This window comes from Ruegeria sp. YTSA226, assembly GCF_059609905.1.
Genome location: NZ_JBXWMQ010000013.1, coordinates 36,541 through 61,920, shown reverse-complemented (window position 1 = coordinate 61,920; position 25,380 = coordinate 36,541). Strand labels below are relative to the sequence as shown.

Sequence of the window (25,380 nt, the reverse complement as noted above, 5' to 3'; positions counted from 1 at the left end):
TTTAGTGATTGTCGCGTGGCATGAAGCCTCGCGCAATATCGCGGTAGTTTTCTGCACCTTTGAGCGTCATACCGCGATCCAACCGATCTACTTTTTCGCGAAATATTTCCTGCCACGGGGATTGGTTGGGCGGCATTGAATACCCACCTTTTGCCTCCAGATCGCGAGCGCGTTCATGCAGTTCTTCAAGCGAAACCAGCATATCTGCTGTGCCTTTACCTAGATCGATGCGCAGTCGGTCGCCAGTTCGCACCAAGGCCAACCCACCGCCCTCTGCTGCTTCGGGTGAAGCATTCAGGATAGACGGGCTTCCTGATGTGCCGGATTGCCGGCCATCACCGATGCAAGGAAGGGCTTCGATGCCTTGTTTCAACAAATATGCAGGTGGTCGCATGTTCACGACCTCTGCGGCACCTGGGTACCCTCTTGGTCCTGCTCCGCGCATAATCAGAATACAGTTTGCGTCTATTTTTTCTGCGGGATCATCGATCCGATGGTGAAAATCCTCGGGCCCATCAAACACAACCGCCCTGCCCTCGAATGCATTAGGATCATCCGGGTTCGACAGGTAGGTCTCTCGAAATGCCTGTGAGATCACAGATGTCTTCATAATCGCACTCTCGAACAAGTTGCCCGAGAGATTGATGAACCCCGCCTGTTGCTTAACCGGGCTACTGACAGGCTTGATTACGTCGCTATTCTGAGACCGGCGCGTCGAGCAGTTATTGCCCATCGTCTTACCGTTCACCGTTATCGCATCGGGATGCGGCAGCAATCCAGCATCAAGAAGCTCTCCGACAACGGCGGGAACACCCCCGGCCTGCTGGTAATCTTCGCCCAGATATTTGCCCGCAGGCTGCATGTTAACCAACAGAGGAACTTCGTGGCCAAGTTTCTGCCAGTCATCGTTGTTCAATGGAATACCAAGATGCCGGGCGATTGCATTCAGGTGAATCGGCGCGTTCGTCGATCCGCCAATCGCCGAGTTTATGACAATCGCATTCTCAAAAGCCTGACGTGTCATCACATCGCTGGGGCGTAAATCCTCCCAGACCATGTCCACAATGCGTCTACCTGTTTCATAACTGATTTGACCGCGCTCTCGATACGGGGCAGGTATGGCTGCTGATCCCGGCAATTGCATTCCCAAGGCTTCAGCAAGCGAATTCATGGTCGTTGCTGTCCCCATCGTATTGCAATAACCCACCGAAGGTGCCGCGGCGGCTGCGATCTCCATGAACTCATCGGTGTCGATTTCATCAGCCGCAAGGTCTTCGCGCGCTTTCCAAATAACCGTTCCTGATCCGGCGCGCTCACCTTTCCACCAACCGTTGAGCATGGGGCCGACCGACAGGGCGATCGCCGGGATGTTGACAGTCGCAGCGGCCATAAGAAGTGCGGGCGTGGTCTTGTCGCAACCAATGTTGAGAACAACGCCATCAATCGGATACCCAAATAGACTCTCAACCAAGGACAGATAAGCCAGGTTGCGGTCGAGTGAGGCCGTTGGCCGTTTACCGGTCTCTTGTATCGGATGGACCGGTATTTCGATGCACGTTCCCCCGGCGGCGATGATTCCATCGCGAACACGTTTGGACAATTCGATATGATGCCGGTTGCAGGGGCTCAAATCACTGCCGGTCTGGGCAATGCCAATGATCGGTTTGCCTGATTGCAGTTCCTCACGGGTCAAACCGTAATTCAGGTATCTTTCCAGATACAATGCAGTCATCTCAAGGTTCTCAGAATTCATGAACCACTTGCGAGATCGCAAATCGTTTTTTGATACTTTTGTCATTGGCCTGACCAACCCCCGTCAATTATGTGCGTGTGTCCTGTGGTGAATGCACTTTCATCGCTCGCCAGATAGACGACCAATGCGGCAATCTCTTCTGCCTTCGCCACACGCCCCATAGGCTGACGCGCCACAAATTGTGCAAGGGCTTCTTCTCTGCTGCCCAGTTGCTCTCCCAACGCATCTACGCGGTCACGCCAGCTGGGACTGTCGACTGTTCCCGGACAAATGCAATTGCACCGAATTCCTTGTGTTATGAAGTCCACGGCTACTGATTTAGTCAGCCCAACAACAGCAGCCTTTGTCGTTCCATATACACAACGATTTGGCGCACCGATTATGGAACCCAGTGCGGAAGACATATTGATTATCGAGCCTCCTCCGCGCTCTAGCATCCCCGGCAATACAGCCTTTGTCGTGCGCACCATTGAGCGCACATTAAGGTCCATGGCGAAGTCCCATTCTTCATCGGTCGCATCCAGAATCGTTCCGTGATGCACGAACCCGGCGCAGTTGAACAAAACGTCCGGCTTCGCTCGCGCGACCCCATGATGAATACTGTCATTATTCGTCACATCCATCTCGAAAATTTCGAGATTTTCGTGATTCTGATCGCGAATCAAATTTAAATTTCCAGGGTTAATATCCGTCGCATAGACTTTCGCACCCTCTCTTGCCATCGCAATTACGCTTGCAAGTCCGATCCCTTGCGCGGCGGCTGTGACCAGGACGTTTTTTCCCTTAAGTCTCTCTGACATATATATTTTCCGACCCTAAAAGTGGCGACTGGACAAGTGTTACTTCGTCCCACAGATCAAGCGAGAAGCAGAGAAACCTTGGCGGATTTGCAACGACTTCTGGCATGTGGGCCCAGAGCCGTTAGCGTATGACAGAGATTTTGGTTTGGCCATAACCATGCGTGGCGCACCTTCGGAAGGACAGAGGATTATGAGCAAGCAGTTCAAAGTAGCTCTATTGGGAACCGGCCTGATGGGCGCTCCTATGGCGAGGAATATTTTGCGCGCCGAATTTCCGCTAACCGTATGGAACCGCAGCTTGAAAAAGGCAAAACCGTTGACGGCAGAAGGCGCGACATTGGCGGAAACTGCCCCGCTGGCGGTTTCGGGTGCAGACGTAATAGTAACCATGCTGTCGGATGGGTACGCGACCGGCGCGCTACTTTCTGACGAGGCTTTCCGCGAACAACTCAAACCGGGGATGATCTGGATTGATATGTCCAGCGCTAAACCCGAACACGCCAGAGAGCAATCCGCGCAATTATCCTCGATGGGGGTGCAGCATCTGGACGCCCCGGTTTCCGGTGGCACCAAAGGTGCCGAAGCTGGCACCCTTGCGATCATGGTCGGTGGTGATAAGGACGTTATGGAGCGCGTGCGACCGGTTCTGACAGCAATAGGCCGGCCTGTGCATGTTGGCCCAAGTGGTTCCGGTCAATTGTGCAAATTGGCCAATCAAACAATTGTCGCTGTGACAATATCTGCTGTCGCCGAAGCGACACTACTGGCTCAGCAAGGCGGTGCAGACCCAACCGCGTTGAGGGCCGCGCTGAAGGGGGGCTTTGCGGATAGCATTATTTTGCAACAACATGGCGAACGCATGTCTGACGGAAATTTTGTACCCGGAGGTTTGTCTAAGTTTCAAATAAAGGATTTGGACAACACACTAGAGGAAGCGCGCAGCCTTCGCGTTGAGCTACCCAGCACCCAATCTGTGCGCGACCGTTTCGAATATTTGATAAACGAAATGGATGGGGCTGAGCTGGATCATTCGGCCTTGTATTTGGAACTTAAAAAACGGAACGGGATGCTGTGACGAGGATCCTTGTGTTAGGCGGTGGAGGAATGCTGGGCCAGAAACTGGCTCATAGAATTTCGACCCAAGAAACTTTTGGACCAGAAGCCCAAATCTCACTGTTCGATCTCTCGTTCCCGCTCGACAGTGCGCCAGGTAAGCAAATTGTGGGGAACTTGACTGCGCCAGGCATCGCCAAGTCTGTTGCAGCTCAGCGCCCGGTCGTCATATTCCACCTTGCAGCTATCGTTTCAGGCCAAGCTGAGAAAGACTTTGCGTTGGGCTGGGATGTCAACCTTATGGCGACCTGGGCACTGCTGAATGCACTCAGAGATGAACACGCGGCATCAGGAGGCGAGTACACGCCTCGTCTGGTTTTTGCCTCGTCCATAGCAGTTTTCGGAGCACCGTTCCCTGAAAAGATTGGCGATGAGTTCCTCTCGGCACCTTTGACCAGTTACGGAGCGCAGAAAGCAGCGTCTGAGTTGATGATCACGGATTTCAGCAGGAAAGGATACATCGACGGTATTTCCTTGCGCTTGCCCACTTTGTGTGTACGCCCGGGCAAGGCCAACGCTGCCGCTTCTTCCTTCTTTTCAGGTATAATCCGAGAGCCACTGAATGGGGATGAGGCTGTCTTACCAGTTGCCGTAACTGTTCGCCACTGGCACGCCAGCCCCCGCGCCGCTGCGACTTTTTTGACCCAAGCAGCAACACTGGACACGCAGCTTTTGAATGACAGACGCGCATTAAACATGCCGGGCGTAAGTTGCACCGTCGCCGAACAAATCGAAGCGCTGCGCGATGTGGCCGGTCAAGATGCAGTTGGCCTCATCAGGCGAGAACCCGACGAGGCAATCGAACGAATAGTCAAGAATTGGCCGCGCGACTTTCAAACAGATCGCGCTCGGGAGTTGGGGTTCAAGGCGGAATCAAGCTTCGACGAAATCATTCAGGTGTATTTGGAAGACGATTTTCGGCTTTAGTCGCCCATCGTCTTTCCAGTTAGGTGGCGTTTCAGATGATCGTGAATCTTTTCTCGTGTTAACTGCTCATCCCCTGACAATGCTGCTTCAAGTATATCGGCATGGTGTCTTATGTTTTGAGAAATGAACTCAAAGTTCCGATCTGCCACCATCAATTGCTGTCTGAATTGCGCGTAAACTCGGCTATGCATTTGTTTTAAGGTTTCCGAGCCACAGGCAGAAATAAGCGTTTGGTGAAACTCCTTCTCCGAGGCAAACCATATCTCGATAAGGCCGCTCGGGTCGTCTGTGGAGTGTATGCGTTTTTCGATATGGCTAAGTTTGTGATGAGCGGCCGTCAATCTTGCTTCCCAATCCACTCCGCCATTGCGGATCGACATCGCAGTGCCTTCGGCCTCCAACAAAACACGGACGTGTGTCAATTCGATAAGCTTCTGCGGCGAACGCATCGGCACGCGGAAACCTTTTTGTTCCTGAAAGTCCACCAATCCAACAGCGGCCAAACGAAAAAGGACTTCCCGAACCGCACTCGCAGAACAGCCATACTCATTACGAAGTTCTTCGGCTCTCACCTTGGCTCCATGCTCAAATCCATTAGAGATTAGGCGCATTTTAAGGTCTTGATAAATATCGATTTCTTCTTTCATCCAGGTATGCGCCTTCAATTTTTGTCCAAGTAGCGTCGTAAGCAATTTTTCGAATTTATGCAATAATCTCGAAATTTTTAGAAATTTCAAATTTTTCTTGTTGCATTCGATTCGTCGGCTTAACGTCTATCTGCGTGACAGCAGCGGAGGCGACAAGATCTCCCACTAAGCGCAATGCTCAACGTCTGGGAGGACACCATGAAAATAGTCAAGACAGCGGCCGTGGCGGCCGTAGCCACGACAATGGCAGCCGGTTTCGCGATGGCTGAAACAACGAAACTTAGAATTCAAACCCATTTTTCGCCCGAAACTCTTTCTGGTCAGATGGCTGCAAAATTCGTTGAAGACATTCAGGAGATGTCGAACGGCGAAATCGAAGTTGAAATGTTCTATTCCTCTTCGGTGGTCAAATCAGTTGAAACCTTCGATGCCGCTGCTACGGGGATTTTGGACTGCGACATGACGGGCGGCGGCTATCAGACCGGTAAAAATCCGGCCTTCCAGTTTGCGGGCGACCTGCTCGGCGGGTATCAGAACCCATATCAGCAAATGGCTTGGCTTCTTCATGGCGGCGGAAGAGAAGCTGTGAATGATCTATACAACGGCTACGACATGGAGTTCATCGGATGGTGGATTCCCGGGCCGGAGTCGCTTTCTTCGACCAAGCCGATTGCAAAAGTGGACGACTTCAAAGATTGGAAATTCCGCTCCCCTCCAGGCCTTGCGACCAAAGTGTTCGCGGAACTTGGTGCTTCTCCGATCGTTATGGACTTCAACGAAATCTTTACGGCTTTGGAAACCGGTATCATTGATGGCGCGGATGCCGCGAACCTGACTAACAACGTGGGACTGGGTCTGTACGAGATCGCAGGTCACACAAACTATCCCGGTTTTCACTCGATGCCGGCAGATCACCTAGCCTGTCGCAAAGAAGTTTGGGAAGCTATGCCCGCGCACCACAAGAAGATCATGGAAGTCGCAATGGATAGCTTGGCATTGCACAATGCCACAATCAATGAAGTGCAGAACGCTCAGACTGCAAAAGACCTGAAAGCAAAAGGTGTTCAGTTGTACGAATGGTCGCCTGAAGACCTGGCAGCGTATCGCGCGGCCGTTCAGGTCGGTTGGACTGAATTCGCGACGACCCCTGAGGCACAGGCGCTTTTGGAAAGCCACATCAACTTCCTGCGTGACCTGGGAGCAATGCAGTAGTCAGGCTTCGACCGAATTACGACGCACGGAGAGGCCGCACTAGCGGCCCCTCCGGATTGGCGCCGGGATCCAGAACTTCATGAAAATCAACAGAATAATAAGTCACATACTGCAGTACGACATGCCGGAAGTTTTGGGCTATTCGCAACAGTATTATGACAAGCGTACAACCCATCTGGTCGAGATTCAGACAGATGAAGGGGTAACCGGTTGGGGGGAGTGTTTTGGTCCCGGAAACGTAGCCATTGCCAACAAGTCTATCGTAGAAAAGGTAATCCAACCATTGGTCCTTGGCATGGACCCTTTGGACAAAGACGTGATCTGGCACAAGGTGTACAACCTTCTGCGAGACCATGGCCAAAGCGGAATGCCAATACAGGCTTTGTCCGGGGTGGACATCGCACTTTGGGATATCACCGGCAAAATCTCTGGCCTCCCCCTCCATAAGCTTGTCGGCGGCGCGCATCGCACAAGCGTTCCTTGCTACGGCTACGGCATGATGCTTCGGGATGAACCGATTTCTAGTCTGGCCAGCCGTTTTGAGGAGGAAGCCGCAAAGATCAAAGAAATGGGATTTACCGCCACCAAAATGAAAACGGGCTTTGGCCCGAAGCCTGATGTGAAGCTGTGCGAAGCAGTTCGACGCGGAGTTGGTGACGACTTTCCTTATATGGTCGATGCAAACCATGCTTATACGACTTCGGACGCATTTTTTGTCGGTCGGGCGTTGGAAGAACTGGACGTATATTGGTTCGAAGAACCTGTCGCGCCAGAAGACATTGACGGGTACCGCGAATTGCGCACTTCGCTGAAAGTCAACATCTCGGGCGGGGAGGCAGTTTTCAATCGCTGGGCTTGGCGCAATCTTCTTGAAAATCGCGGCATCGATATAGCGCAGCCAGAAGTATGCGCTTTGGGCGGTGTTTCAGAGTATCTCAGGATACTAGCACTATGCCACGCACATTTCACTCCGGTCGTAAATCACGTCTGGGGTAGCGCCATCGCTGTCGCAACTAATCTGCATTTACTGGCGGCCATGCCCCCAATTCCAGGCGGCTTGCATCCTTGGGAGCCTATGCTGGAGTTCGACACGACGGACAACAAGTTTCGGGACGATCTGCTGACCGTACCGCTGGAAATTCAAAATCAGGTCAAGGCCAACAACGGCCGTGTCATGATCCCGACTGGCCCCGGACTGGGGGTCGAGCCGGATCGAGACTTTATCGATCACTACAGGATCGAAGGATAGGGACGAGGGTTACGCGATGCACAAGAATTCAGGCGGACCAATTGAATGGCTCATACCGTTGGCCTTCGTCGCGACTGCCAGTTGGCTTGTTTGGCATCTCCCGGCATTCCTATTGGATTGGCTGCCTTACACCTCTGAATCCCTCAAAAGCCAGGTAACGGAAATATATCTGCGCAGCGACGTCACGCCCGAATTACCTGGCGTGTTCGGGGGGTATGTCGACATCATCGACGTGGCCGCGCTCGTCCTTCTACCGTTTCTTGCAGTGTTTGGCACCAAGACCGTGCGCCCAGCGACAATGGAGTTCGAAGGCTCGACGGTTATGGATCGTTTCGCCCTGTTCATAGGCCGAGTTACCATGATGATGATCGCAATCATGACTGTCGTCATGCTCTACGAAGTCTTCATGCGTTATATCCTGGAAAAGCCGACCGAGTGGGCCAACGAAATGACACTCTGGTTCGCCAGCTTTGTGTTTTTGATGTCTGGCTACTACGCCATGCAACAACGCAGTCACATTCGAATATTCCTGCTGTACGACGCAGTTCCACGTTGGCTTCAGCGTGTTTTTGATACGGTTTCGACAATCCTGATCGTACTGTTTGCCTTCTTTCTGGTCTACGGCAGCTACAAACAGGTGTTCGTCAACAAGCTCTATAAATGGGAGCTTTATGGCTCCGCCTTCAATCCTCCGATCCCGGCGACGTTGCAGCCGATGGTGCTGATCGTGATTACGCTCGTCGCAATGCAAGCAATTTTGAACTTGATCGCGGATTGGAACAAAGAACCGGAAATCCACACAGATGAACCGGACGAAGACGAAATTGAAATGATCAAACGAGCGGTGGGACAAGACTGATGGATATTGGAACAATCTCACTCATCCTGATGGTCGCCCTGATCGTGCTTCTGGCGATCGGAATGCCCTTGGGTCTGGCCTCGGCTTCTCTTGCTGTTCTGGTTCTGGTCCTGAAGTTTGAACCGACACTGCTTTTGAACCCGTTTTCATTCGGCGACGGGGTTCTCACCGGTCGACCAGGCACTGGGCCGCTCTATATCCTGGCGCAGAAGATATACGGGCTCTTAACGGACTACGTGCTCATATCAGTTCCATTGTTTATCTTCATGGCGTCGCTGCTAGAGCGGTCCGGGATCGCGCGGGACATGTATTCGTCGTTGAATGTCTGGCTGTCCAGAACACGCGGCGGCATCGCAATCGTGACCTCGATCATGGCGGTGATCATGGCGGCCATGTCCGGCATCATCGGCGGTGAGGTTGTCCTGCTGGGCCTTATCGCCCTGCCCCAGATGCTGCGCCTCGGCTACGATCAGAATCTCGCGATCGGCGTCATCTGCGCCTCGGGGTCGCTTGGCACTATGATCCCTCCCTCGATCGTTCTGATCATCTATGGGCTGATCACCGAAACCTCGATCAAGTCGCTGTTCACCGCGTCTTTCATTCCCGGCTTCATGTTGGCCTCAATGATCATCCTGTACATCATCATCCGCACGCAGTTGAATCCTCATCACGCTCCGCTGCCGGAGCCGGACCCGAACGACCCCGAACCGGCTGAAAAACGCAAACTGTTTGGGGCTTTCATGAGCATCGTCGTCGCCGGATTTTCCACCGTTCTGTTTATCCGGGCTGCGTTCTTCGAGCTTTCCGGATCAAACGCTGCCAGCCAGGGTGAACCAGCGCGGCTGGGGACAGCTGACTACCTGCCCTGGTTTGCCGGCATCACGATCGTCGCCCTACTGCTGATCTTCTTCGTCTTTGGCAGAGAGCGCGCCAAAATAGGGTGGGAAATGGGCAAAGGCCTCGTTGCACCGCTGGTCGTCATCGGCGTCGTTCTCGGCTCGATCTATGGCGGGATCACAGGCATCACCGAGGCAGCAGGCATGGGCGCCTTCGCCGTCCTGATCATCGCTATCCTGCGGGGCGAGGGATCGTTTGAGCTGGTTTGGGACAGCTTGATGCGGACGTTAAAATCCACAGGTACCATTATCTGGGTTACGATCGGGGCCGCCGCGCTGGCGGGTGCCTACACCATTGCTGGCGGGCCCCAATACGTGGCCGACCTGATCGTCGGCCAGGAGCTGCCGACCATGCTGGTCATTCTGGTGATGATGCTGATCTTGCTGTTCATGGGCGCATTCATGGATTGGGTCGGCATCGTTCTGTTGATCATTCCGGTCTTTTTACCGATCGTCCTGCGCCTTCCCATTGAGGAAATCGGGGTCTTTGGCCAGCTAGAGCCGAGTCATGTCGCCATCTGGTTCGGCGTCGTGTTCTGTATGAACATGCAGGTCAGCTTCCTCTCGCCACCTTTCGGACCGGCCGCGTTCTACCTGAAGTCGGTAGCCCCGCCGCATATCAGCCTGACGGATATCTTCCGCGGCTTCCTGCCATTCATCGGGATCCAGTTGCTGGCGCTTTCCGTTCTTCTGATCTGGCCGGGCATCATCGCGCTGCTGTTGTGAGGTTGCACCCATGCTGACACAAGATCAGATTGGCAAGTTCCGGACGGACGGATACCTTGTGGTCGAGGATGTAATTCCCGGCGATGTCCTGGATCGGGTACAGGCCGAATACTCGGATGTCCTGAACCGGCTCTATGACGGTTGGTACAACAAAGGGCTGGTCAAGAACGACCCGTCGAGAATGACCTTCTGGGACAAACTTCTGTCCGCCTATCAGGCCGGTTGCGACTATTTCCAGCCGCTGGACATCTCGCTGCCCGGCGATCGGATCATGGCGGACACACCGTTACATATTGGGCCCGCAGTGTTCGACTTGCTGACGGCCCAGCCCATGCTTGACGTTGTCGAGCAGTTGATCGGGCCAGAGTTGGTCAGCAATCCGATCCAGCACGTTCGGCTGAAGCCCCCTGCCCTTAAGCTGTGCAAGGACGAGGTGCGCGCGCACATCACCGCAACGGACTGGCATCAGGACCGGGCGGTTGCGTTGGAGGATGCGGACCAGACCGACATGGTCACGGTTTGGATTGCCGTCAACGATGCAACGGTTGAAAACGGCTGCTTGCAAGTGCTGCCAAAGGCACAAGACCAATCAATCCTGCCGCATTGCGCGCGGACACAGACAGGCATTGCCGACGGGTTCATTGACGAAGGCCGAGCCGTGCCCCTTCCTGTCAAGGCAGGCGGGATCATCCTGTTTCACCCTCTGACGCCACATGCTTCGCTGGTCAATGAAACGGACCGGTTCCGCTGGTCGTTCGACATCCGCTTCAGTGCGACAGGCCAACCCACCGGTCGAGATCATTTCCCCAGCTTCATCGCGAGGTCCAGATCGCACCCCGAAACCGAGCTGCGAGATTGGCGCGTCTGCAAGTCCAATTGGGAAGCGGCACGAGCAAGGCTGTCCGGACAGCCGCATATAGATATTCACCGGTGGACATCGGACTCGCCGTTCTGCGCCTAGCTGCTGCCGCCAAGAAAGCTGATTATGACTTTTGTACGTTTAGATCGAATGGATAGCGTGGTGGTTGCAACTCGGCCGCTGGAGGCCGGTAGTATGGTCGAAGATGTCTCGACCAATGCGCGCATCCCCTCGGGACACAAGGTCGCCACGCGTATGCTTGCACCCGGTGATCCGGTCAGAAAATACGCCCAGATTATCGGTTACGCCACCCAACGGATCGAACCTGGCGACCATGTGCACACCCACAATATCGAGTTCCGTAATACCAGCGTGGACTACGAGTTTGCGACGGACCACCGGCCCATGAAACCCGCCACCTCGGTCGATACGTTCATGGGCTACCACCGGGACAACGGTCGGTTCGGTACGCGCAATTACATCGCGGTTCTGACCACCGTGAACTGTTCGGCGACTGCGGCCCGCATGATTGCCAACCACTTCACACCGGACAAGCTGGCAGAGTTTCCGAACGTCGACGGCGTGGTTGCCTTTGTCCACGGAACGGGCTGCGGAATGGCCGACTCTGGCGACGGTTTCGAAGCTCTTCAACGGGTCATGTGGGGGTTTGCGAAACATCCCAACCACGCTGCTGTTCTGATGGTCGGTCTGGGCTGCGAGATGAACCAAATCGACTGGCTGTTGGACGCGTATGGGCTGAAGCAGAGCCCCACCTTCCATACGATGAACATCCAGAACGTCGCCGGATTGCGCCGGACCGTGGAAATGGGCATCAGCAAGATCAACCAGATGCTGCCCCTTGCCAATGAAGCGCGGCGCAGCGAAGCCCCGGCGTCCGAACTGATGGTTGCGCTGCAATGCGGTGGTTCGGACGCTTGGTCAGGTGTGACCGCGAACCCTGCGCTCGGACATGCCTGCGACCTGTTGATTGCCCAAGGAGGCACAGGAGTCCTTGCGGAAACGCCCGAAATCTATGGAGCCGAACACCTTTTAACCCGCCGCGCCCTTGGTCGTGCAACTGGGGACAAACTGATCGGACTGATCGATTGGTGGCAGGACTATACCGCTCGCAATCACGGTTCGATGGACAACAACCCAAGCCCCGGCAACAAGCAAGGCGGTCTGACGACCATCCTTGAGAAATCGCTGGGGGCAGCGGCGAAGGGCGGAACCACCCCTTTGACCGGTGTATTCAAATACGCCGAACCCATCACCGCCAAAGGCTTCACCTTCATGGACAGCCCCGGATATGACCCGGCCTCGGTGACCGGGCAGATCGCGGCCGGGTGCAACCTTGTGTGCTTCACCACGGGACGCGGCTCTGCATTTGGGTCAAAACCGGCACCCACGCTGAAAATCGCTACTAACTCTGAGTTGGCAGCGCGCATGCCCGAAGACATGGACGTGGATGCGGGCGACATTCTGACCAAAGGTACCAGCGTCGAAGAAAAAGGACGGGAAATATACCAACGGCTGCTCCAAGTCGCCTCGGGCGCGCGGACCAAGTCCGAGGCGCAGGGCTTGGGTGACTACGAATTCGTTCCCTGGCAAATCGGAGCGGTGATGTGAAAAGGATCCTTGTAGCCGGCGGTGGATTGATCGGTATCCGCCACGTCCGCGCCGTGATTGAGCATCCCGGCTGTATGTTGGTCGGGTTGGCCGATCCAGATGGCTCGATCAAGATAGACGTGCCGCGTTTTGCTAGTGTGGACGAGGTGCAGGACCCGGTGGATGGCGTCATCATTGCGACGCCGACCCGCCTGCATGCAGAACATGGCATTCTGGCCGCATCCCGCGGTTGGCACATGCTAATCGAAAAGCCGGTTGCCGCATCAGTCGATGATGCCCTGCGCCTGAAGACGGCCGTTCGCCAGGCTAATGTCCGCAGCCTTGTAGGCCACCATCGGCGTTATCACACAACCTTGCAGCAACTGAAAGAGGTGATCGCGCAAGGTACGATCGGACAAGTTATCAACGTCTCGTTGCTGTGGGCCATGCGCAAACCCGAGAGTTATTTTGAACAGAACTGGCGGACTTTCGATGGCAGCCCAGTCATGATCAACCTGGTGCATGATATCGATGTCATGCGCTTTGTGATCGGAGAAATCTCAGATGTCGTCGCCCTGCCTGGCGCGTCGATCCGCGGATCAGGTCGGATAGAAAGCGGGGCTATCGCGATCGCGTTCGAAAACGGCGCAACGGGCACTATCAGCTTTGCCGACACCGCACCCAGCCCTTGGGGGTTTGAGGCCGGAACCGGCGAAAACCCGAATATCGGCACAACCCGACAGGACATGATGTGGATCACTGGAACCAAGGGCGCTGTAAGTTTTCCTTCCATGACCCTGTGGTGTGGAAAGGATTGGGGCACTGCGGCCCAAAAAGACCAACTTCTACGACCGAAACAGAAACGCGAGCCGCTGGAGGCCCAGTTGGATCACTTCCTTGACGTGATCGACGGCGCCTCACCGTTGATCGACGTCGAGGATGCGGCCCGGACGCTCGAGGTCACATCACGGATAGAACAGGGGCTAAAAGCGCGGTCAGCTCGAGCGCGGGCACCGACCTGAAGGAAATCCGGCCCCGGCGAAGAACCGGGCCACCCAAAAACCTATGATTACACGCCGGGCAATATGAGCATCCGAACTTCAAAACCGCCCGCGCCAGACACAAGAATGAAAACCAGAGACATTTACGGAAAGGGAAACCAATGAGCAAACCATCAATCGGGTTTATCGGCTTGGGACTAATGGGCGGAGCCATGGTGAACCGACTGTTGGACCAAGGATACTCGGTCACGGTATTGGGAAACCGCGACCGCACATACCTGGACGCCGCGATTGACCGAGGCGCCCGCGAGATGGAAAACGCCCACGAGCTGGCTCAGGCCAGTGACATCGTGATGCTGTGCATGGGTACCTCCGAACAGGTCGAGGGCCGTATGCGCGGTGCAGATGGAGTGATTTCGGGATTGAAACCCGGGGCGATCGTCATCGACTTTGGCACTTCGCTTCCAGGCAGCACACGCGCCTTGGCCGAGGAGGTTGCCGCAGCCGGCGGAAGCTATCTTGATGCGCCGCTTGGCCGTACGCCTTCGCACGCGCTAGCGGGCAAGCTCAACATTATGACTTCCGGCGACAAGGCTGACTTTGACAAGGCCGAGCCGACACTGAAAGACTTGGGCGAAAACGTTTTTTACCTTGGCCCCGTTGGGTCCGGACACACGATCAAGCTGATCAACAACTTCTTCGGAATGACCGTCGCGAACGCAATGGCCGAAGCCTTTGCCATGGCAGATATTACCGGTGTTGACCGCAAGCAGGTGTATGACGTTATGGCCGCAGGGCCGCTGCATTCCGGAATGATGGATTTCGTCAAAGCCTACGGCGTCGAGGATGACCCAAATCAGCTGGCCTTTGCCATCAAGAACGCGGCAAAAGACCTTGGGTATTATGACCGCATGGCACGCGAGGCAGGCGTTACCAGCGTGATGTCGCAGGGCGCGCTTTCGGCGCTGATTGACGCGCGCGACCACGGTCAGGCGGACGACATGGTCAGCCAGATGGTTGACTACTACGTCAAGCGTTTCAACACCTGATCGATGGCCGTCACCGCCAGCCCCACTGCGGACCTGCCGCGCCTTGGCATCGTGCTGATGTTGACGGCGTGGCTATTCTTTTCGCTGGTGGATCTTGGGGCCAAGTGGTTGGCGTTGGCGGGCGTGCCGGCATTTCAGTTGGCATTCATGCGCTATGCGGGGCACTTTGTGATCTCTGTGGGCGTGATCGCCAAGGGCGGGATTGAGGCCAGCAGGTTCAAGACCGACCATCCATGGCAGGTCATTAGCCGGGCCTTGCTGCTGATCTCGGCGACCGTTTTCAATTTTTATGCCCTGCGGTTTTTGCCTCTGACCGTCGTGTCAGCAATCATGTTCTCAAGCCCGGTCATCGTGTGTTTTCTGTCCGTCTTCGTTTTGAAAGAACGCGTGGGTCCATGGCGTTGGGCGGCTATTACCCTGGGCTTTCTGGGGGTGTTGGTTGTCGTGCGGCCGTTTGGTTCAGCCTTTCATCCGACCATGCTGTTGATCGTCTACAATGCCACCGCTTTGGCCTTGTACTCGATCATGACGCGCAAGCTGTCCGGGGTTGTTGCCGTGGACACCATGCAATTCTACCTTGGGCTTACCGGGACGGTGGTTCTGCTGCCGTTCGCCATATGGTTTTGGGTCCAGCCAGAAAACACGTGGAGCCTGATTGTACTGATCGGCCTTGGCGTCTTTGGCTGGTGCGGGCATCAACTATTGACGAACGCGCATCGGTTCGGAACGGCGAACCAGTTGATGCCATTCACCTATTCGTTCCTGATCTACGTTGCGATTTGGGGCTATTTGTTCTTTGACACGGTACCGGGCGCATTCACTTTGGCAGGGGCTGCTCTAATCATGACTGCCGGTCTCATCATCTGGAAGAGAGAAAAGAAATGACGCGAATTGCCTGCATCGGCGAAGCAATGATCGAATTGTCCATGCTGGAAACCGGTGCAAAGGTGGGCGTCGCGGGGGATACGCTGAACACGGCCATCTACATGCACCGCGCCGCTCCTGATCTGCAGGTGGAGTATATGACATGTCTGGGCGACGACCCGTTCTCAGGGCGCATCGCCGGCTTTATCGCCAGTCATGGAATCGGGACATCCGGCATCCGCATCATTCCGAACGCCTCTCCGGGATTATACGCAATCACGACATCTGCGGACGGTGAACGCAGCTTTACCTATTGGCGCAGCGAGGCGGCCGCCCGTCAGCTATTTGCCGATCACGACTTCAGCCCACTTAACGGTTACGACGTGCTGTACTTGTCAGGGATTTCCGTAGCCATTCTTCCGCATTCGGTGAGGCTTGCGCTTCTGGACTGGCTAGAAGGCTCTTCAGTTCGGTTGGTCTATGACAGCAATTTTCGTCCGCGTCTCTGGGACAGCGTCGAACACGCCCGGCAAATCAACCAACGGCTTTGGCAGCGTGCAGATATTGCCCTACCATCTATCGACGATGAGATGGCGCTTTTCGGGGAAAGCACTGATCAGGTGGCGGCACGCTTTGCCGATCATCACGGTGTCGGTGCGTTGAAACGCGGAGAGAATGGTCCTCTGCCCATCGGCCAGAACATTGACCAAACCTATGAGCCTGCCAATAACGTGCTGGATACCACAGCGGCGGGCGACAGTTTCAACGGTGGGTACCTCGCGGCCTTGCTGACGGGAAATTCACAGGCCGAGGCCCTGATGGCTGGACACAATCTGGCTTCCACCGTTGTTCAGTTCCGCGGCGCGATCATTCCCGGATAAGTGGCGCGAGATCCTCAGCACCAATAAGACCCAAGAGCGGTACTACCGGATCTGGCTGCTTGACAGCCGAGGCGATTTCCAACGCGCAAGGATCGGTCAGCGCCCTGCCTTCGGCTGTCTCAGACACGCAATAGGAGATCCAGGCCCGCATCCCCGCGATCACTGCCTGAGAGCCGGTTTCACGGAGTGTGGGAACAAAGCGATACGGCAGCTTCTGGCTGCCATCCATCGCGATTTGGTCCAGACGGTGCGCCAGCTCGGGGTTTTCAAAACGGCGCAACAGAGCCTCGGCATAGTCCGGAGCTTGTGCTTGCAGTGCAGCGGGCAGCGTTGCGCCCACATCCAGCATCAACTCGGCAACCAGCGGGCGCAAAACCCGGTCTCGAACCGCTTCGTGAACGTAGTTCAGGCCTTGTTCCAACCCGGCATAAGCCAAGAGGGAATGGGCACCGTTCAACATGCGCAGCTTTCGCATCTCGTGCGGGGCCACGTCATCGACCAGTTGCACGCCCGGCCAATCCGGATGTGGGCCAACGAAATTGTCCTCGATCACCCACTCCGAGAACGCCTCGGTTGGAACAGCCATAGGATCGCCGCTGATTGCGCGAACGGCGTCCGTGGTAGCCGGGGTGATCCGGTCGACCATCGCGTTGGGAAAGCGAACAGCGTCCCAATTCACGTCCAGACCGGCTGCTTCCGCAAAATCGGCAACTGCCGTTTCGAGCGTTTTGCCGTTTTCCATGCGGTTGTCGCAGCTTAGCACTGTCACTGGCTTGCGCCGTTCCGCAAGGCCAAAAGCTAGAAACCCGATCAGCGTCGCGGGCCCTTGACGCGCCAGATCGGCGACAATCGCTGGGTCCTGAAGGTTCAGCTTGCCCGCGGCGTCCAAGTGATAACCTTTCTCGGTAACGGTTGCCGAAATGATCTCGGCATCCGCCATCACATCAAAAATCTCTGCGCAATCCTTGGGCGCGACCAGAACATCCCGCAGAGCTTTGATGCGCCGGACGCCCTGCCCCTGTACGCACAAATCGTACTCGAAACCTTGTCGCGCCAATCCATCCCGAACCGAGGATGAACGCAGGCTGACGCCGACAACGCCCCATCCGCCCGCATGATCGGTGTAGTCCAGTAAATGCGCCCGGGCGAAGTTTCCAAGGCCGAAGTGAAGAATTGTACCCATCTAGCTTTGCAATCCGTAAACCTGTTTCGCCAGATCGACCGCTAACAACCGCGCCAGATGCTCGGCACTGTCCCGACCGAAATAGCCGCGCGCAACCTGCTGGGCCAGATGAATCGCCACCCCCCGTCGCCACAGGTCGTGACGTGCAGGAATGGACAGAAAAGCCCGCGTGTCGTCATTGAATCCGGCCAGATTGTAATATCCGGACGTTTCAACAATCTGATCGAAATACCGCGCTATACCGGCTGGGCTGTCGTGGAACCACCAAGGCGGCCCGATCCTAAGGCACGGCCAATGTCCCGCCATGGGCGCCAGTTCACGGGCATAGGTGCTTTCGTCCAATGTGAAGAGTATGATGCGCAGTTCCGCCGAGTTTCCGACCCGGTTCAAAAGCGCCTCAAGGCCCGTGACCCAATTCATCGCGATTGGAATGTCGGCCCCCTTGTCCCGTCCGAAGTCCCGCATTACCGCGTCGTTGGTGTTGCGCTTACTGCCAGCATGTATCTGCATGGTCAGACCATCTTCGATAGACATCTGCGCCATTTCGATCAGCATATGCCCATAGAACCGGCGCGCGCCCTGTTCTGTGCCTTCCCGCCGTCTCAGCCGTTGGTACAGCGCATCCGGGTCGTCCAGCCACTCGGTCTGCACACGTTCGATACCGTGGTCGGTGGCCGTACAGCCCAGCTGGATGAAATAAGCCCGCCGCATTCGCAGCGCGCTGAGGTAGCCATCATAGCTGCCCAGATCGCAGTCTGTCAGCTCAGCCAACTTGTTCAGGTTGTGTACGAAATCCGGGTCCGCCCCATCCAAAACCCCGTCTGGGCGGAACGTCGGAACAACTCGCCCGCCCCAACCGCTTGTACGGATCTCCCGATGCTCTACGAGGCCGTCGAGAGCAGAATCCGTGGTGGCCAGAACCTCGATCCCAAACCTGTCGAACAAAGCCCTCGGACGAAATTCGGGTCGCACCAGCTTTTCTGAGATCTTATCATAAATCAGGTCAGCCGTGCGCGAAGACAACTCCTCAGACACGCCCAACGTTTCATGCAGCACGTAGTTCATCCATATCCGAGATGGCGTTCCCAGAAACAGATGCCAGTGCTCGGCAAAGGTGCGAAATACCGCGCGAGGATCCTTCTTTCGCCCCTCTTCCCCAACGCCAAGTTCGGACAAGGGAACGCCCTGCGAATAGAGCATACGAAACACGTAATGGTCGGGAACCACCAGCAGCTCGGCCGGGTTGGGAAACGGCTCATCGGCTGCAAACCACCCCGGATCGCAGTGACCATGCGGAGATACGATCGGCAGGTCCCTGATGCCCAGGTACAGGTCTTCTGCCATGCCATTCAAATTACCGGTCAATTCTGCCTCCGATACTGCTGCCCGAAATTGTTAACACAGTTTTTAGTGGTTGCATCTTTCCCGTTCGAACCCGCAGACTGACCGGGTGATCCGGGGGAATGAATGAATATTGCGCTGATTGGTTTGGGGATGGTTTCGGGAACGCATGTTGCTGCCATTCAGGCATCGGAGCGAGGTCTCAATCTTGCTGGCGTCCTAGGGCGCAATCCTGAAAAAGCAGCTGAGTTCGCGCAGCGAAACGACACCCGCGCGTTCAGCTCGGTTGAGGAAATCGCAAACGACTCAAACGTCGACTTTGCGATCATCGCTACCCCGCCTGATCAGCGCACAGAGTTGGTGCGGGTTCTTTCGACCGCTTCGAAACCGATCCTAATGGAAAAGCCTATCGAAAGAACGCTGGGCGCCGCGACAGCCATAGTCGAGCAGTGCGAGGTGTCTGGCGTGCTGCTGGGCATCGTTTTTCAGCACCGCGCTCGCACCGCCTCGCAGGCGCTGAAATCAGCCATTGTACAGGGTGAGTTGGGCGCGATCGCCACGGTGGAAATCCATGTCCCCTGGTGGCGCAATCAGAGCTACTATGACGAGCCAGGTCGCGGCACTTATGCACGCGACGGAGGCGGTGTCATGATTTCGCAGGCAATCCACACGCTTGACCTCGCGATGTGGCTGCTGGGGCCGATCTCGGACATTCAAACCATGATGAGAAAAACTCCGTTGCACGATCTCGAGGCCGAGGATTGGGCAGGTGCAATCTTTGAAATGGATAACGGCGCGGTGGGAACGTTGATGGCAACCACCGCCGTATATCCCGGGGCCGCTGAATCTATCACGATCCAGGGCACGCACGCCAAAGCGCATCTGGAATCAGGTGTTCTGACCTTGACCACTTTCGACGGTCAGAAATCCACGGTTGGCGAAACGTCCGCCACAGGCGGCGGGGCCGATCCCATGGCGTTCACCCATGAATGGCACCAGGCGGTCATAGAGGATTTTGCCAACGCACTCGCCGGTGGAACGCGACCCATGGCCACCGGACGCAGTGCCCTTTTGACCCACGCCGTCATAGACGCGATGCAGATCGCCAATCGAACCGGCCAGAAAACACGAGTCGCCTCATGAGCCTGACCTGCGTCGCCCTTGGTCTGGACCACCGCCATATCTATGGCATGACGGAAAACATGCGTAAAATCGGCGTGGACTGTGTCGGCTACTGGACACAAGGCGATCCAGAAACGCTACCGGGCTACGTCAAAAGGTTTCCCAATATTCCGCGGCTGGCCCGATTGGAAGACGCCCTAACCTGCGGGGCGGATCTAGCGCTGATTTCCGCAATTCCGGCAGATAGGGCCGCGTTGACGATTCGCGCTATGCAGAACGGCATGGATGTCATGAGCGACAAGCCGGGCTGCACGACGTTTGAGCAACTCGACCAGATCAAGCGAACGGTCGCGGACACCGGTCGAATCTGGTCGGTAAATTTTTCCGAACGATTTGAAACGCCGGTCAGCACCATGGCGACCGAGTTGGTCGAGGCCGGTGCCATAGGGCGCGTGATCCAAACGGTCGGACTTGGCCCGCACCGATTGAACCGGGCAACCCGGCCGGAGTGGTTTTTTAGGCGTGACCGCTATGGCGGAATTCTGACCGACATTGCCTCGCATCAGATCGATCAGTTCTTGCATTACACAGGTTCGGAAACCGCGGAAATCACAAACGCTTACGTGGCGAACTACGCAAACCCCAAGGATCCCGGGTTGCAGGATTTCGGAGAGCTCAATCTGCGCAGCGAGAATGGTACCGGGTATATCCGGGTTGACTGGTTTACGCCGGATGCCCTGCCAAACTGGGGGGATGGTCGCCTAACGATCCTTGGCACCGATGGATATATCGAGATACGGAAATACGTCGATGTGGGTGGAGCCTCGGGGACAGACCATCTGATCATCGTCAACGGCGAAACCTGCCAAAAGATCGACGCATCCGACGCCGGCCTTACCTACTTTTCGCGCCTCACCGATGACATCCGTAACCGGACCGAAACCGCGATGACGCAGACCCACTGCTATACGGTCATGGAACTGGCACTGCACGCGCAGGAAATGGCGGAACGCAGATGATCAATGTTGCGATCCTTGGCGCAGGTATCGGTGCGCAACATATAAGCGCACTGGAACGGCTTGACCGCAAATTCCGCGTAACCGCCGTGGTCGACCAGAATACGGACCGGATCGAACAGATTCGACAGAACTCGGATTTTCGATCTCTGACCAACATTCAAGACGCGCTGGATGATCCGGAGATTGATGTCATCGACATCTGCCTGCCGCCCCATCTACATGTGCCGACCACTCTTGCGGCATTGGCCGCAGGAAAACACGTTGTCTGCGAAAAGCCCCTTGCGACCTCGATGCAGGATGTGGATCGGATCGCGGCAGCCGCCCACAGCACGGGCAAGCATGTGTTTCCGGTTTTTCAATACCGGTGGGGCCCGTCAATGGCCCAATTGCGCCACCTGCAACGCGCCGGCCTGACCGGAGCGGTCCAAACTGCCGCGCTTGAAACCCATTGGTCCCGAGGGGCAGATTATTACGCGGTGCCGTGGCGAGGAACATGGGCCGGTGAACGCGGCGGCGCAGTGCTTGGCCATGCCATCCACAACCATGATCTGCTGACATATATCGCGGGTGATATCGCCTGGGTGTCAGCAATGACCACAACGCGGGTCAACCCGATCGAGACCGAAGACTGCGCCGCGATCTGCTTTGGCATGGCTTCCGGAGCTTTGTGCACAAGCAATATCACACTAGGCGCCGCCACGGACGAAACCCGGTTGCGGTTCGTCTTTGAAAAGGTGACCGCCACCTCTGGCACGGAACCCTATGCGCCGGGTCAAACGCCTTGGACATTCGTTGCGCGGGACCCGGTGGATCAAGCCGCTATCGACGAGGCCCTTGCAGCCGCCGCTGCCGAACCAACAGGTTTCGAAGGGTTCTTTACCGAAATCGGCAAAGCGCTGCGGTCCGAGGCAAATTCGGCCGTTACGCTGCAGGACGGCGCCGCGTCCATCGGCCTTGTGACTGCGATTTATTACGCGGCGCGCACCGGGCAGCGTGTTGCCCTTCCCATCAGGCCCGATCACCCGCTGTATGAAGGATGGCTGCCATGAAACAATGCTGGCGTTGGTTCGGACCCGATGATCCGATCGCTCTGGCCGATCTACATCAAGTCGGGGTTCAGGGCATCGTTACTGCGTTGCATCACATCCCGCCTGGACTGCCCTGGGACGAACCGAACATCGCCGATCGGCAGGCAGTTCTGGCCGCTGCCGGGTACAGTTGGGACGTTGTCGAAAGCCTGCCCGTCTCCGAGGCGATCAAGACGCAGTCCGCAGACATAGCCGAACATCTGCAGGCGTATAAGTCCAGCCTCAGGGCCCTGTCCGCCCGTGGCGTCAAAGTCGTGTGCTACAACTTTATGCCGATCCTGGATTGGACACGCACCGCCCTTCGCGCCCCGCAGCCGCATGGCGGAACGGCCATGCTGTTCGACCTGACTGATTTTGCAGTTTTCGACATATATATTCTCGAACGTCCGGGCGCGTCGGAAGACTATTCCAACGACGTCCAGCAAACGGCCGAGGATCGCTTCTTGCGCCTGTCGGATGAATCCAAAGCCCAGTTGCAGCACAATGTCACTGCGGGGCTGCCCGGCGCCAACGATCAGTGGAGCGTGCAGGACGTGCGCTCTTTGTTGCGGACATATGCCGAGATAGACCGTGACCGGCTGCGCACAAACCTAATCGACTTCCTGTCTGAGGTCGCCCCGGTAGCTCAAGAATTGGGGTTGCGCTTGTGCTGTCACCCGGATGATCCACCCTTCTCGTTGCTCGGTCTGCCGCGGATCATGTCCAGTACTGAGGATTACGGCGCCGTGCTGGATGCGGTTGATATGCCCGCGAACGGCGCAACCTTGTGTACCGGATCGATGGGTGTTTCCTCCGAATTCGATGGGCCGGACTTCGTACGCAGGCATGGCGGCCGGATTCACTTTGTTCACTTGCGAAATACCCGACGCATCGCGGGGTCGGACAGACAGAAGCCGGATTTCTATGAGGCTCCGCATCTGGAGGGCGACACCGACATGGTCGGCACCATTCGCGAGCTGATGAACGAACAACGCCGCCGCAAATCCCGAGGGCGGGGCGACTGGCAAATTCCGATGCGACCCGACCACGGACAAGAGCTGCTGAGCGATCTGGGCGGACACAGCACTCCTGGCTATCCGCTGATCGGACGAATGCGCGGGCTGGCGGAACTGCGCGGCATAATGGCGGCGTTTTCCTGACACGTCGGATCAGGCTGTTTCTTTCCGTCCGTAACACTTCTTTGCTTGCCTGTGCGCGGTATTCCTCGTTTACTTACGGCACGTAAACGGGCAGCGGGGTGTCTTCCGGACTCGCCCGACGTCTGTTCAAGACGCGTGAAACTCCCGCGAAAACCGATGCCTGGAGGCATCAATTTTCGAAACGTCTGCCATACCGAAATGGCGGAAAAACGGGAGGATTCCAAATGAAAACAGCAGGCGTAATCGGTCTTGGCGACATGGGCAGCGGCCTTGCCAAGAACCTGATCAAGAATGGCTTTGAAACATCCGGTTTCGACCTGAGCATGACACGCATGACGGCATTTGCCGACATGGGCGGCCGGCCCAAGGACAGCGTGGGGCAAGTCGGTCGTCACGCCGCCACTGTGTTTGTCATGGTGATGAACGGAGATCAGGCCCGCGATGTCATCTTGGGTGAAAACGGGCTGGTTCCGAACATGGCGAAAGGCGGAACGGTCATCCTGTCGGCGACCATTACCCCGGCCGAAGCCCGCGCCATCGGGCAAGACATGGAGGGTTCGGGCATCCACCTGATCGACACCCCGGTCTCGGGTGGGTTTCCCGGCGCGCAGAACGGCACTTTGACGATGATGGCTGCCGGTGCTGCGGATGTGCTGGACCAAAACGCCGAAGTCATGCAGGCAGTGTCGGCAACCATTCATCGGGTCGGAGAAAACGCCGGCGACGGGCAAACCGTGAAAGCCTGCCTGCAATCTCTGATCGGATCGATCTTTTCCGCCACATTCGAGGCTGCGGCCCTGGCGGCCAAAGCGGGTGTCAGCGGTCAGGCATTACTTGATGTGTTCTCCTCATCCAGCGCGGGGTGCGGCGTCGTGAATACCGCCCTTGAAAACATCATTGATCGCAAGTTCGAGGCCACCGGTAGCCATATCGCAACCATGCACAAGGACCTGACTATCTCGCTGGCACTGGCCGGTTCGTTGGGCGTTCCAATGCACACAGCGTCATCCGCAATGCAGATCTTTCACGCAGGAAAAACCAAATACCCGAATGGCGACAACTGGGTGTGTACTCAGGTCATCGAAGAGATCGTTGGCGCAGAATTGCATCGCTGAGGGGGGACGAACATGAAACTTGGTGTGATTTGCGACGGCATTTCCCGCGAACTGCGGCATGCCGTGGACGTAATGGACGAATTCGGTCTGGACTATGCAGAGCTTCAGTTCGTTGGAGATACGGAGGTCGGGGACCATTCCCCGCAGGAAATTGCCGAGATCGACGCGCTTTTGCGCGACCGGGGCAAGCCTGTGTCATGTCTGTCGCGCCATATCTTTGCGGGGATGACAGCTGCCAACAGGCCCGGTGACGACCTGCACACCCGACACATGGAAGCCTTGAAACGCGTGATCGACATGGCGCATGTCGTGGGGTCTCCGCTGGTTCGGATCATGACCCAACGAAAAGAGCAGATACTCTGGGGAAAAAACGGCGCCGAGAAGTGGAACGTGGCGCATGGGGTATGGGACTCGATGCCGCCGCTGATCGCGCCGGCGGTTGAACTTGCCAGGGCTGAGGGCGTGACGCTCGTCGTAGAAACCGGAAACGGCACGCTGGTCAATTCCAACTATACAGCCCGAAAACTGATCGACGAGTTGGATGCAAAGGATGCGTTGAAGGTACTTTGGGACCCCGGAAACAACTGCTGGTGCCATGAACTGGCATACCCGGACGGTTACGAAGAACTGCGCGGCGGCTATTTAGGTCACATTCACATCAAGGACGTAAAGGTCGACACGCCACGGGCAACGCTGGAAGTGCGCCGTATGGGGGAAGGTCAGCTTGCGCCTCTGTTCCAACCCATCGCGGACGCGCTCAGATCCGACGGCTATGATGGCGTCATTTCTTTCGAGAGCGTTTATCATCCCGGCAACGGAAACTTCGAAGATGGGTTTCGTCTGTGTGTGGACAGGTTCAAAAGCCTGTTCGCATGAATGAAGCGCCATTGTACTTTACAAATCATATACTTAAGCCTCAAAGTTGAATG

General features: G+C 56.3%; 22 protein-coding genes and 1 pseudogene. 18 read left to right on the top strand and 5 right to left on the bottom strand.

Annotation, left to right across the window (positions count from 1 at the left end):
• Position 1 precedes the first annotated feature (1 nt).
• Positions 2-1,798 carry an IlvD/Edd family dehydratase gene (locus tag AC2FFF_RS15235; protein WP_496882989.1) on the bottom strand — a complete coding sequence of 599 codons (1,797 nt, stop codon included), beginning with the start codon at positions 1,796-1,798 and terminating at the stop codon, positions 2-4.
• Positions 1,795-2,553 (bottom strand): SDR family oxidoreductase, encoded by a 759-nt coding sequence (locus tag AC2FFF_RS15230; protein ID WP_142634760.1) that lies wholly within the window; start codon positions 2,551-2,553, stop codon positions 1,795-1,797. The genes AC2FFF_RS15235 and AC2FFF_RS15230 overlap by 4 nt, the downstream gene beginning before the upstream one ends.
• 190 nt (positions 2,554-2,743) lie before the next feature.
• Between AC2FFF_RS15230 and AC2FFF_RS15225 the strand changes: the two genes are divergently transcribed.
• Complete coding sequence (locus AC2FFF_RS15225) at positions 2,744-3,628, top strand: NAD(P)-dependent oxidoreductase (protein ID WP_142634762.1); 885 nt, start codon at positions 2,744-2,746, stop codon at positions 3,626-3,628.
• The gene (gene denD / locus AC2FFF_RS15220) at positions 3,625-4,593 is read left to right on the top strand and encodes a D-erythronate dehydrogenase (protein WP_142634764.1); all 969 of its coding nucleotides are present in this window, start codon (positions 3,625-3,627) and stop codon (positions 4,591-4,593) included. The genes AC2FFF_RS15225 and denD overlap by 4 nt, the downstream gene beginning before the upstream one ends.
• Here denD and AC2FFF_RS15215 read toward each other — a convergent pair.
• Positions 4,590-5,240 carry a GntR family transcriptional regulator gene (locus AC2FFF_RS15215; RefSeq protein WP_142634766.1) on the bottom strand — a complete coding sequence of 217 codons (651 nt, stop codon included), beginning with the start codon at positions 5,238-5,240 and terminating at the stop codon, positions 4,590-4,592. The two genes, denD and AC2FFF_RS15215, sit on opposite strands and share 4 nt — an antisense overlap.
• A gap of 198 nt (positions 5,241-5,438) precedes the next feature.
• Here AC2FFF_RS15215 and AC2FFF_RS15210 point away from each other — a divergent pair, with 198 nt between their 5' ends.
• The 10 genes and pseudogenes from AC2FFF_RS15210 (at position 5,439) to AC2FFF_RS15165 (ending at position 16,444) form a co-directional block, all read left to right on the top strand.
• On the top strand, positions 5,439-6,452 hold the full coding sequence (locus tag AC2FFF_RS15210; protein WP_142635164.1) for a TRAP transporter substrate-binding protein: 1,014 nt from the start codon (positions 5,439-5,441) through the stop codon (positions 6,450-6,452).
• 79 nt (positions 6,453-6,531) lie between these two features.
• A complete protein-coding gene (locus AC2FFF_RS15205) occupies positions 6,532-7,701 on the top strand; it encodes a mandelate racemase/muconate lactonizing enzyme family protein (protein WP_142634768.1) in 1,170 nt (389 codons plus the stop codon).
• Between the two features lie 16 nt (positions 7,702-7,717).
• Positions 7,718-8,560 carry a TRAP transporter small permease subunit gene (locus AC2FFF_RS15200; RefSeq protein ID WP_246097147.1) on the top strand — a complete coding sequence of 281 codons (843 nt, stop codon included), beginning with the start codon at positions 7,718-7,720 and terminating at the stop codon, positions 8,558-8,560.
• Positions 8,560-10,182 (top strand): TRAP transporter large permease, encoded by a 1,623-nt coding sequence (locus tag AC2FFF_RS15195; protein WP_142634770.1) that lies wholly within the window; start codon positions 8,560-8,562, stop codon positions 10,180-10,182. The genes AC2FFF_RS15200 and AC2FFF_RS15195 overlap by 1 nt, the downstream gene beginning before the upstream one ends.
• Positions 10,183-10,192: 10 nt before the next feature.
• On the top strand, positions 10,193-11,143 hold the full coding sequence (locus tag AC2FFF_RS15190; RefSeq protein WP_282021400.1) for a phytanoyl-CoA dioxygenase family protein: 951 nt from the start codon (positions 10,193-10,195) through the stop codon (positions 11,141-11,143).
• 24 nt (positions 11,144-11,167) lie between these two features.
• Complete coding sequence (locus AC2FFF_RS15185; RefSeq protein ID WP_271946137.1) at positions 11,168-12,670, top strand: UxaA family hydrolase; 1,503 nt, start codon at positions 11,168-11,170, stop codon at positions 12,668-12,670.
• Complete coding sequence (locus AC2FFF_RS15180) at positions 12,667-13,671, top strand: Gfo/Idh/MocA family protein (protein WP_496751068.1); 1,005 nt, start codon at positions 12,667-12,669, stop codon at positions 13,669-13,671. The genes AC2FFF_RS15185 and AC2FFF_RS15180 overlap by 4 nt, the downstream gene beginning before the upstream one ends.
• Positions 13,672-13,769: 98 nt before the next feature.
• A pseudogene (locus AC2FFF_RS15175) lies at positions 13,770-14,699 on the top strand (NAD(P)-dependent oxidoreductase); the annotation flags it as partial.
• 3 nt (positions 14,700-14,702) lie between these two features.
• Positions 14,703-15,584, top strand: coding sequence for a DMT family transporter (locus AC2FFF_RS15170; protein WP_281994842.1), 882 nt, complete (start codon positions 14,703-14,705; stop codon positions 15,582-15,584).
• Positions 15,581-16,444 carry a sugar kinase gene (locus AC2FFF_RS15165; RefSeq protein ID WP_281994843.1) on the top strand — a complete coding sequence of 288 codons (864 nt, stop codon included), beginning with the start codon at positions 15,581-15,583 and terminating at the stop codon, positions 16,442-16,444. Before AC2FFF_RS15170 ends, AC2FFF_RS15165 begins: the two co-directional genes overlap by 4 nt.
• On the opposite strand, the gene AC2FFF_RS15160 is transcribed toward AC2FFF_RS15165, so the two are convergent.
• Together AC2FFF_RS15160 and uxaC are read right to left on the bottom strand one after the other, a co-directional pair.
• Complete coding sequence (locus AC2FFF_RS15160) at positions 16,431-17,627, bottom strand: mannitol dehydrogenase family protein (protein WP_281994844.1); 1,197 nt, start codon at positions 17,625-17,627, stop codon at positions 16,431-16,433. The two genes, AC2FFF_RS15165 and AC2FFF_RS15160, sit on opposite strands and share 14 nt — an antisense overlap.
• A complete protein-coding gene (uxaC, locus tag AC2FFF_RS15155; RefSeq protein ID WP_281995008.1) occupies positions 17,628-18,971 on the bottom strand; it encodes a glucuronate isomerase in 1,344 nt (447 codons plus the stop codon).
• A gap of 123 nt (positions 18,972-19,094) precedes the next feature.
• Between uxaC and AC2FFF_RS15150 the strand changes: the two genes are divergently transcribed.
• The 6 genes from AC2FFF_RS15150 to AC2FFF_RS15125 all read left to right on the top strand — a co-directional run bounded on the left by AC2FFF_RS15150 (position 19,095) and on the right by AC2FFF_RS15125 (position 25,327).
• A complete protein-coding gene (locus AC2FFF_RS15150) occupies positions 19,095-20,111 on the top strand; it encodes a Gfo/Idh/MocA family protein (RefSeq protein ID WP_496751071.1) in 1,017 nt (338 codons plus the stop codon).
• Positions 20,108-21,109 carry a Gfo/Idh/MocA family protein gene (locus AC2FFF_RS15145; protein ID WP_496751073.1) on the top strand — a complete coding sequence of 334 codons (1,002 nt, stop codon included), beginning with the start codon at positions 20,108-20,110 and terminating at the stop codon, positions 21,107-21,109. The genes AC2FFF_RS15150 and AC2FFF_RS15145 overlap by 4 nt, the downstream gene beginning before the upstream one ends.
• A complete protein-coding gene (locus AC2FFF_RS15140; protein ID WP_496751075.1) occupies positions 21,106-22,158 on the top strand; it encodes a Gfo/Idh/MocA family protein in 1,053 nt (350 codons plus the stop codon). Before AC2FFF_RS15145 ends, AC2FFF_RS15140 begins: the two co-directional genes overlap by 4 nt.
• Positions 22,155-23,336 carry a mannonate dehydratase gene (gene uxuA, locus AC2FFF_RS15135; RefSeq protein ID WP_496751076.1) on the top strand — a complete coding sequence of 394 codons (1,182 nt, stop codon included), beginning with the start codon at positions 22,155-22,157 and terminating at the stop codon, positions 23,334-23,336. The genes AC2FFF_RS15140 and uxuA overlap by 4 nt, the downstream gene beginning before the upstream one ends.
• Positions 23,337-23,560: 224 nt before the next feature.
• A complete protein-coding gene (locus tag AC2FFF_RS15130; protein WP_271946121.1) occupies positions 23,561-24,451 on the top strand; it encodes an NAD(P)-dependent oxidoreductase in 891 nt (296 codons plus the stop codon).
• Between the two features lie 12 nt (positions 24,452-24,463).
• Positions 24,464-25,327 carry a sugar phosphate isomerase/epimerase family protein gene (locus AC2FFF_RS15125; protein WP_271946119.1) on the top strand — a complete coding sequence of 288 codons (864 nt, stop codon included), beginning with the start codon at positions 24,464-24,466 and terminating at the stop codon, positions 25,325-25,327.
• Positions 25,328-25,380 lie beyond the last annotated feature (53 nt).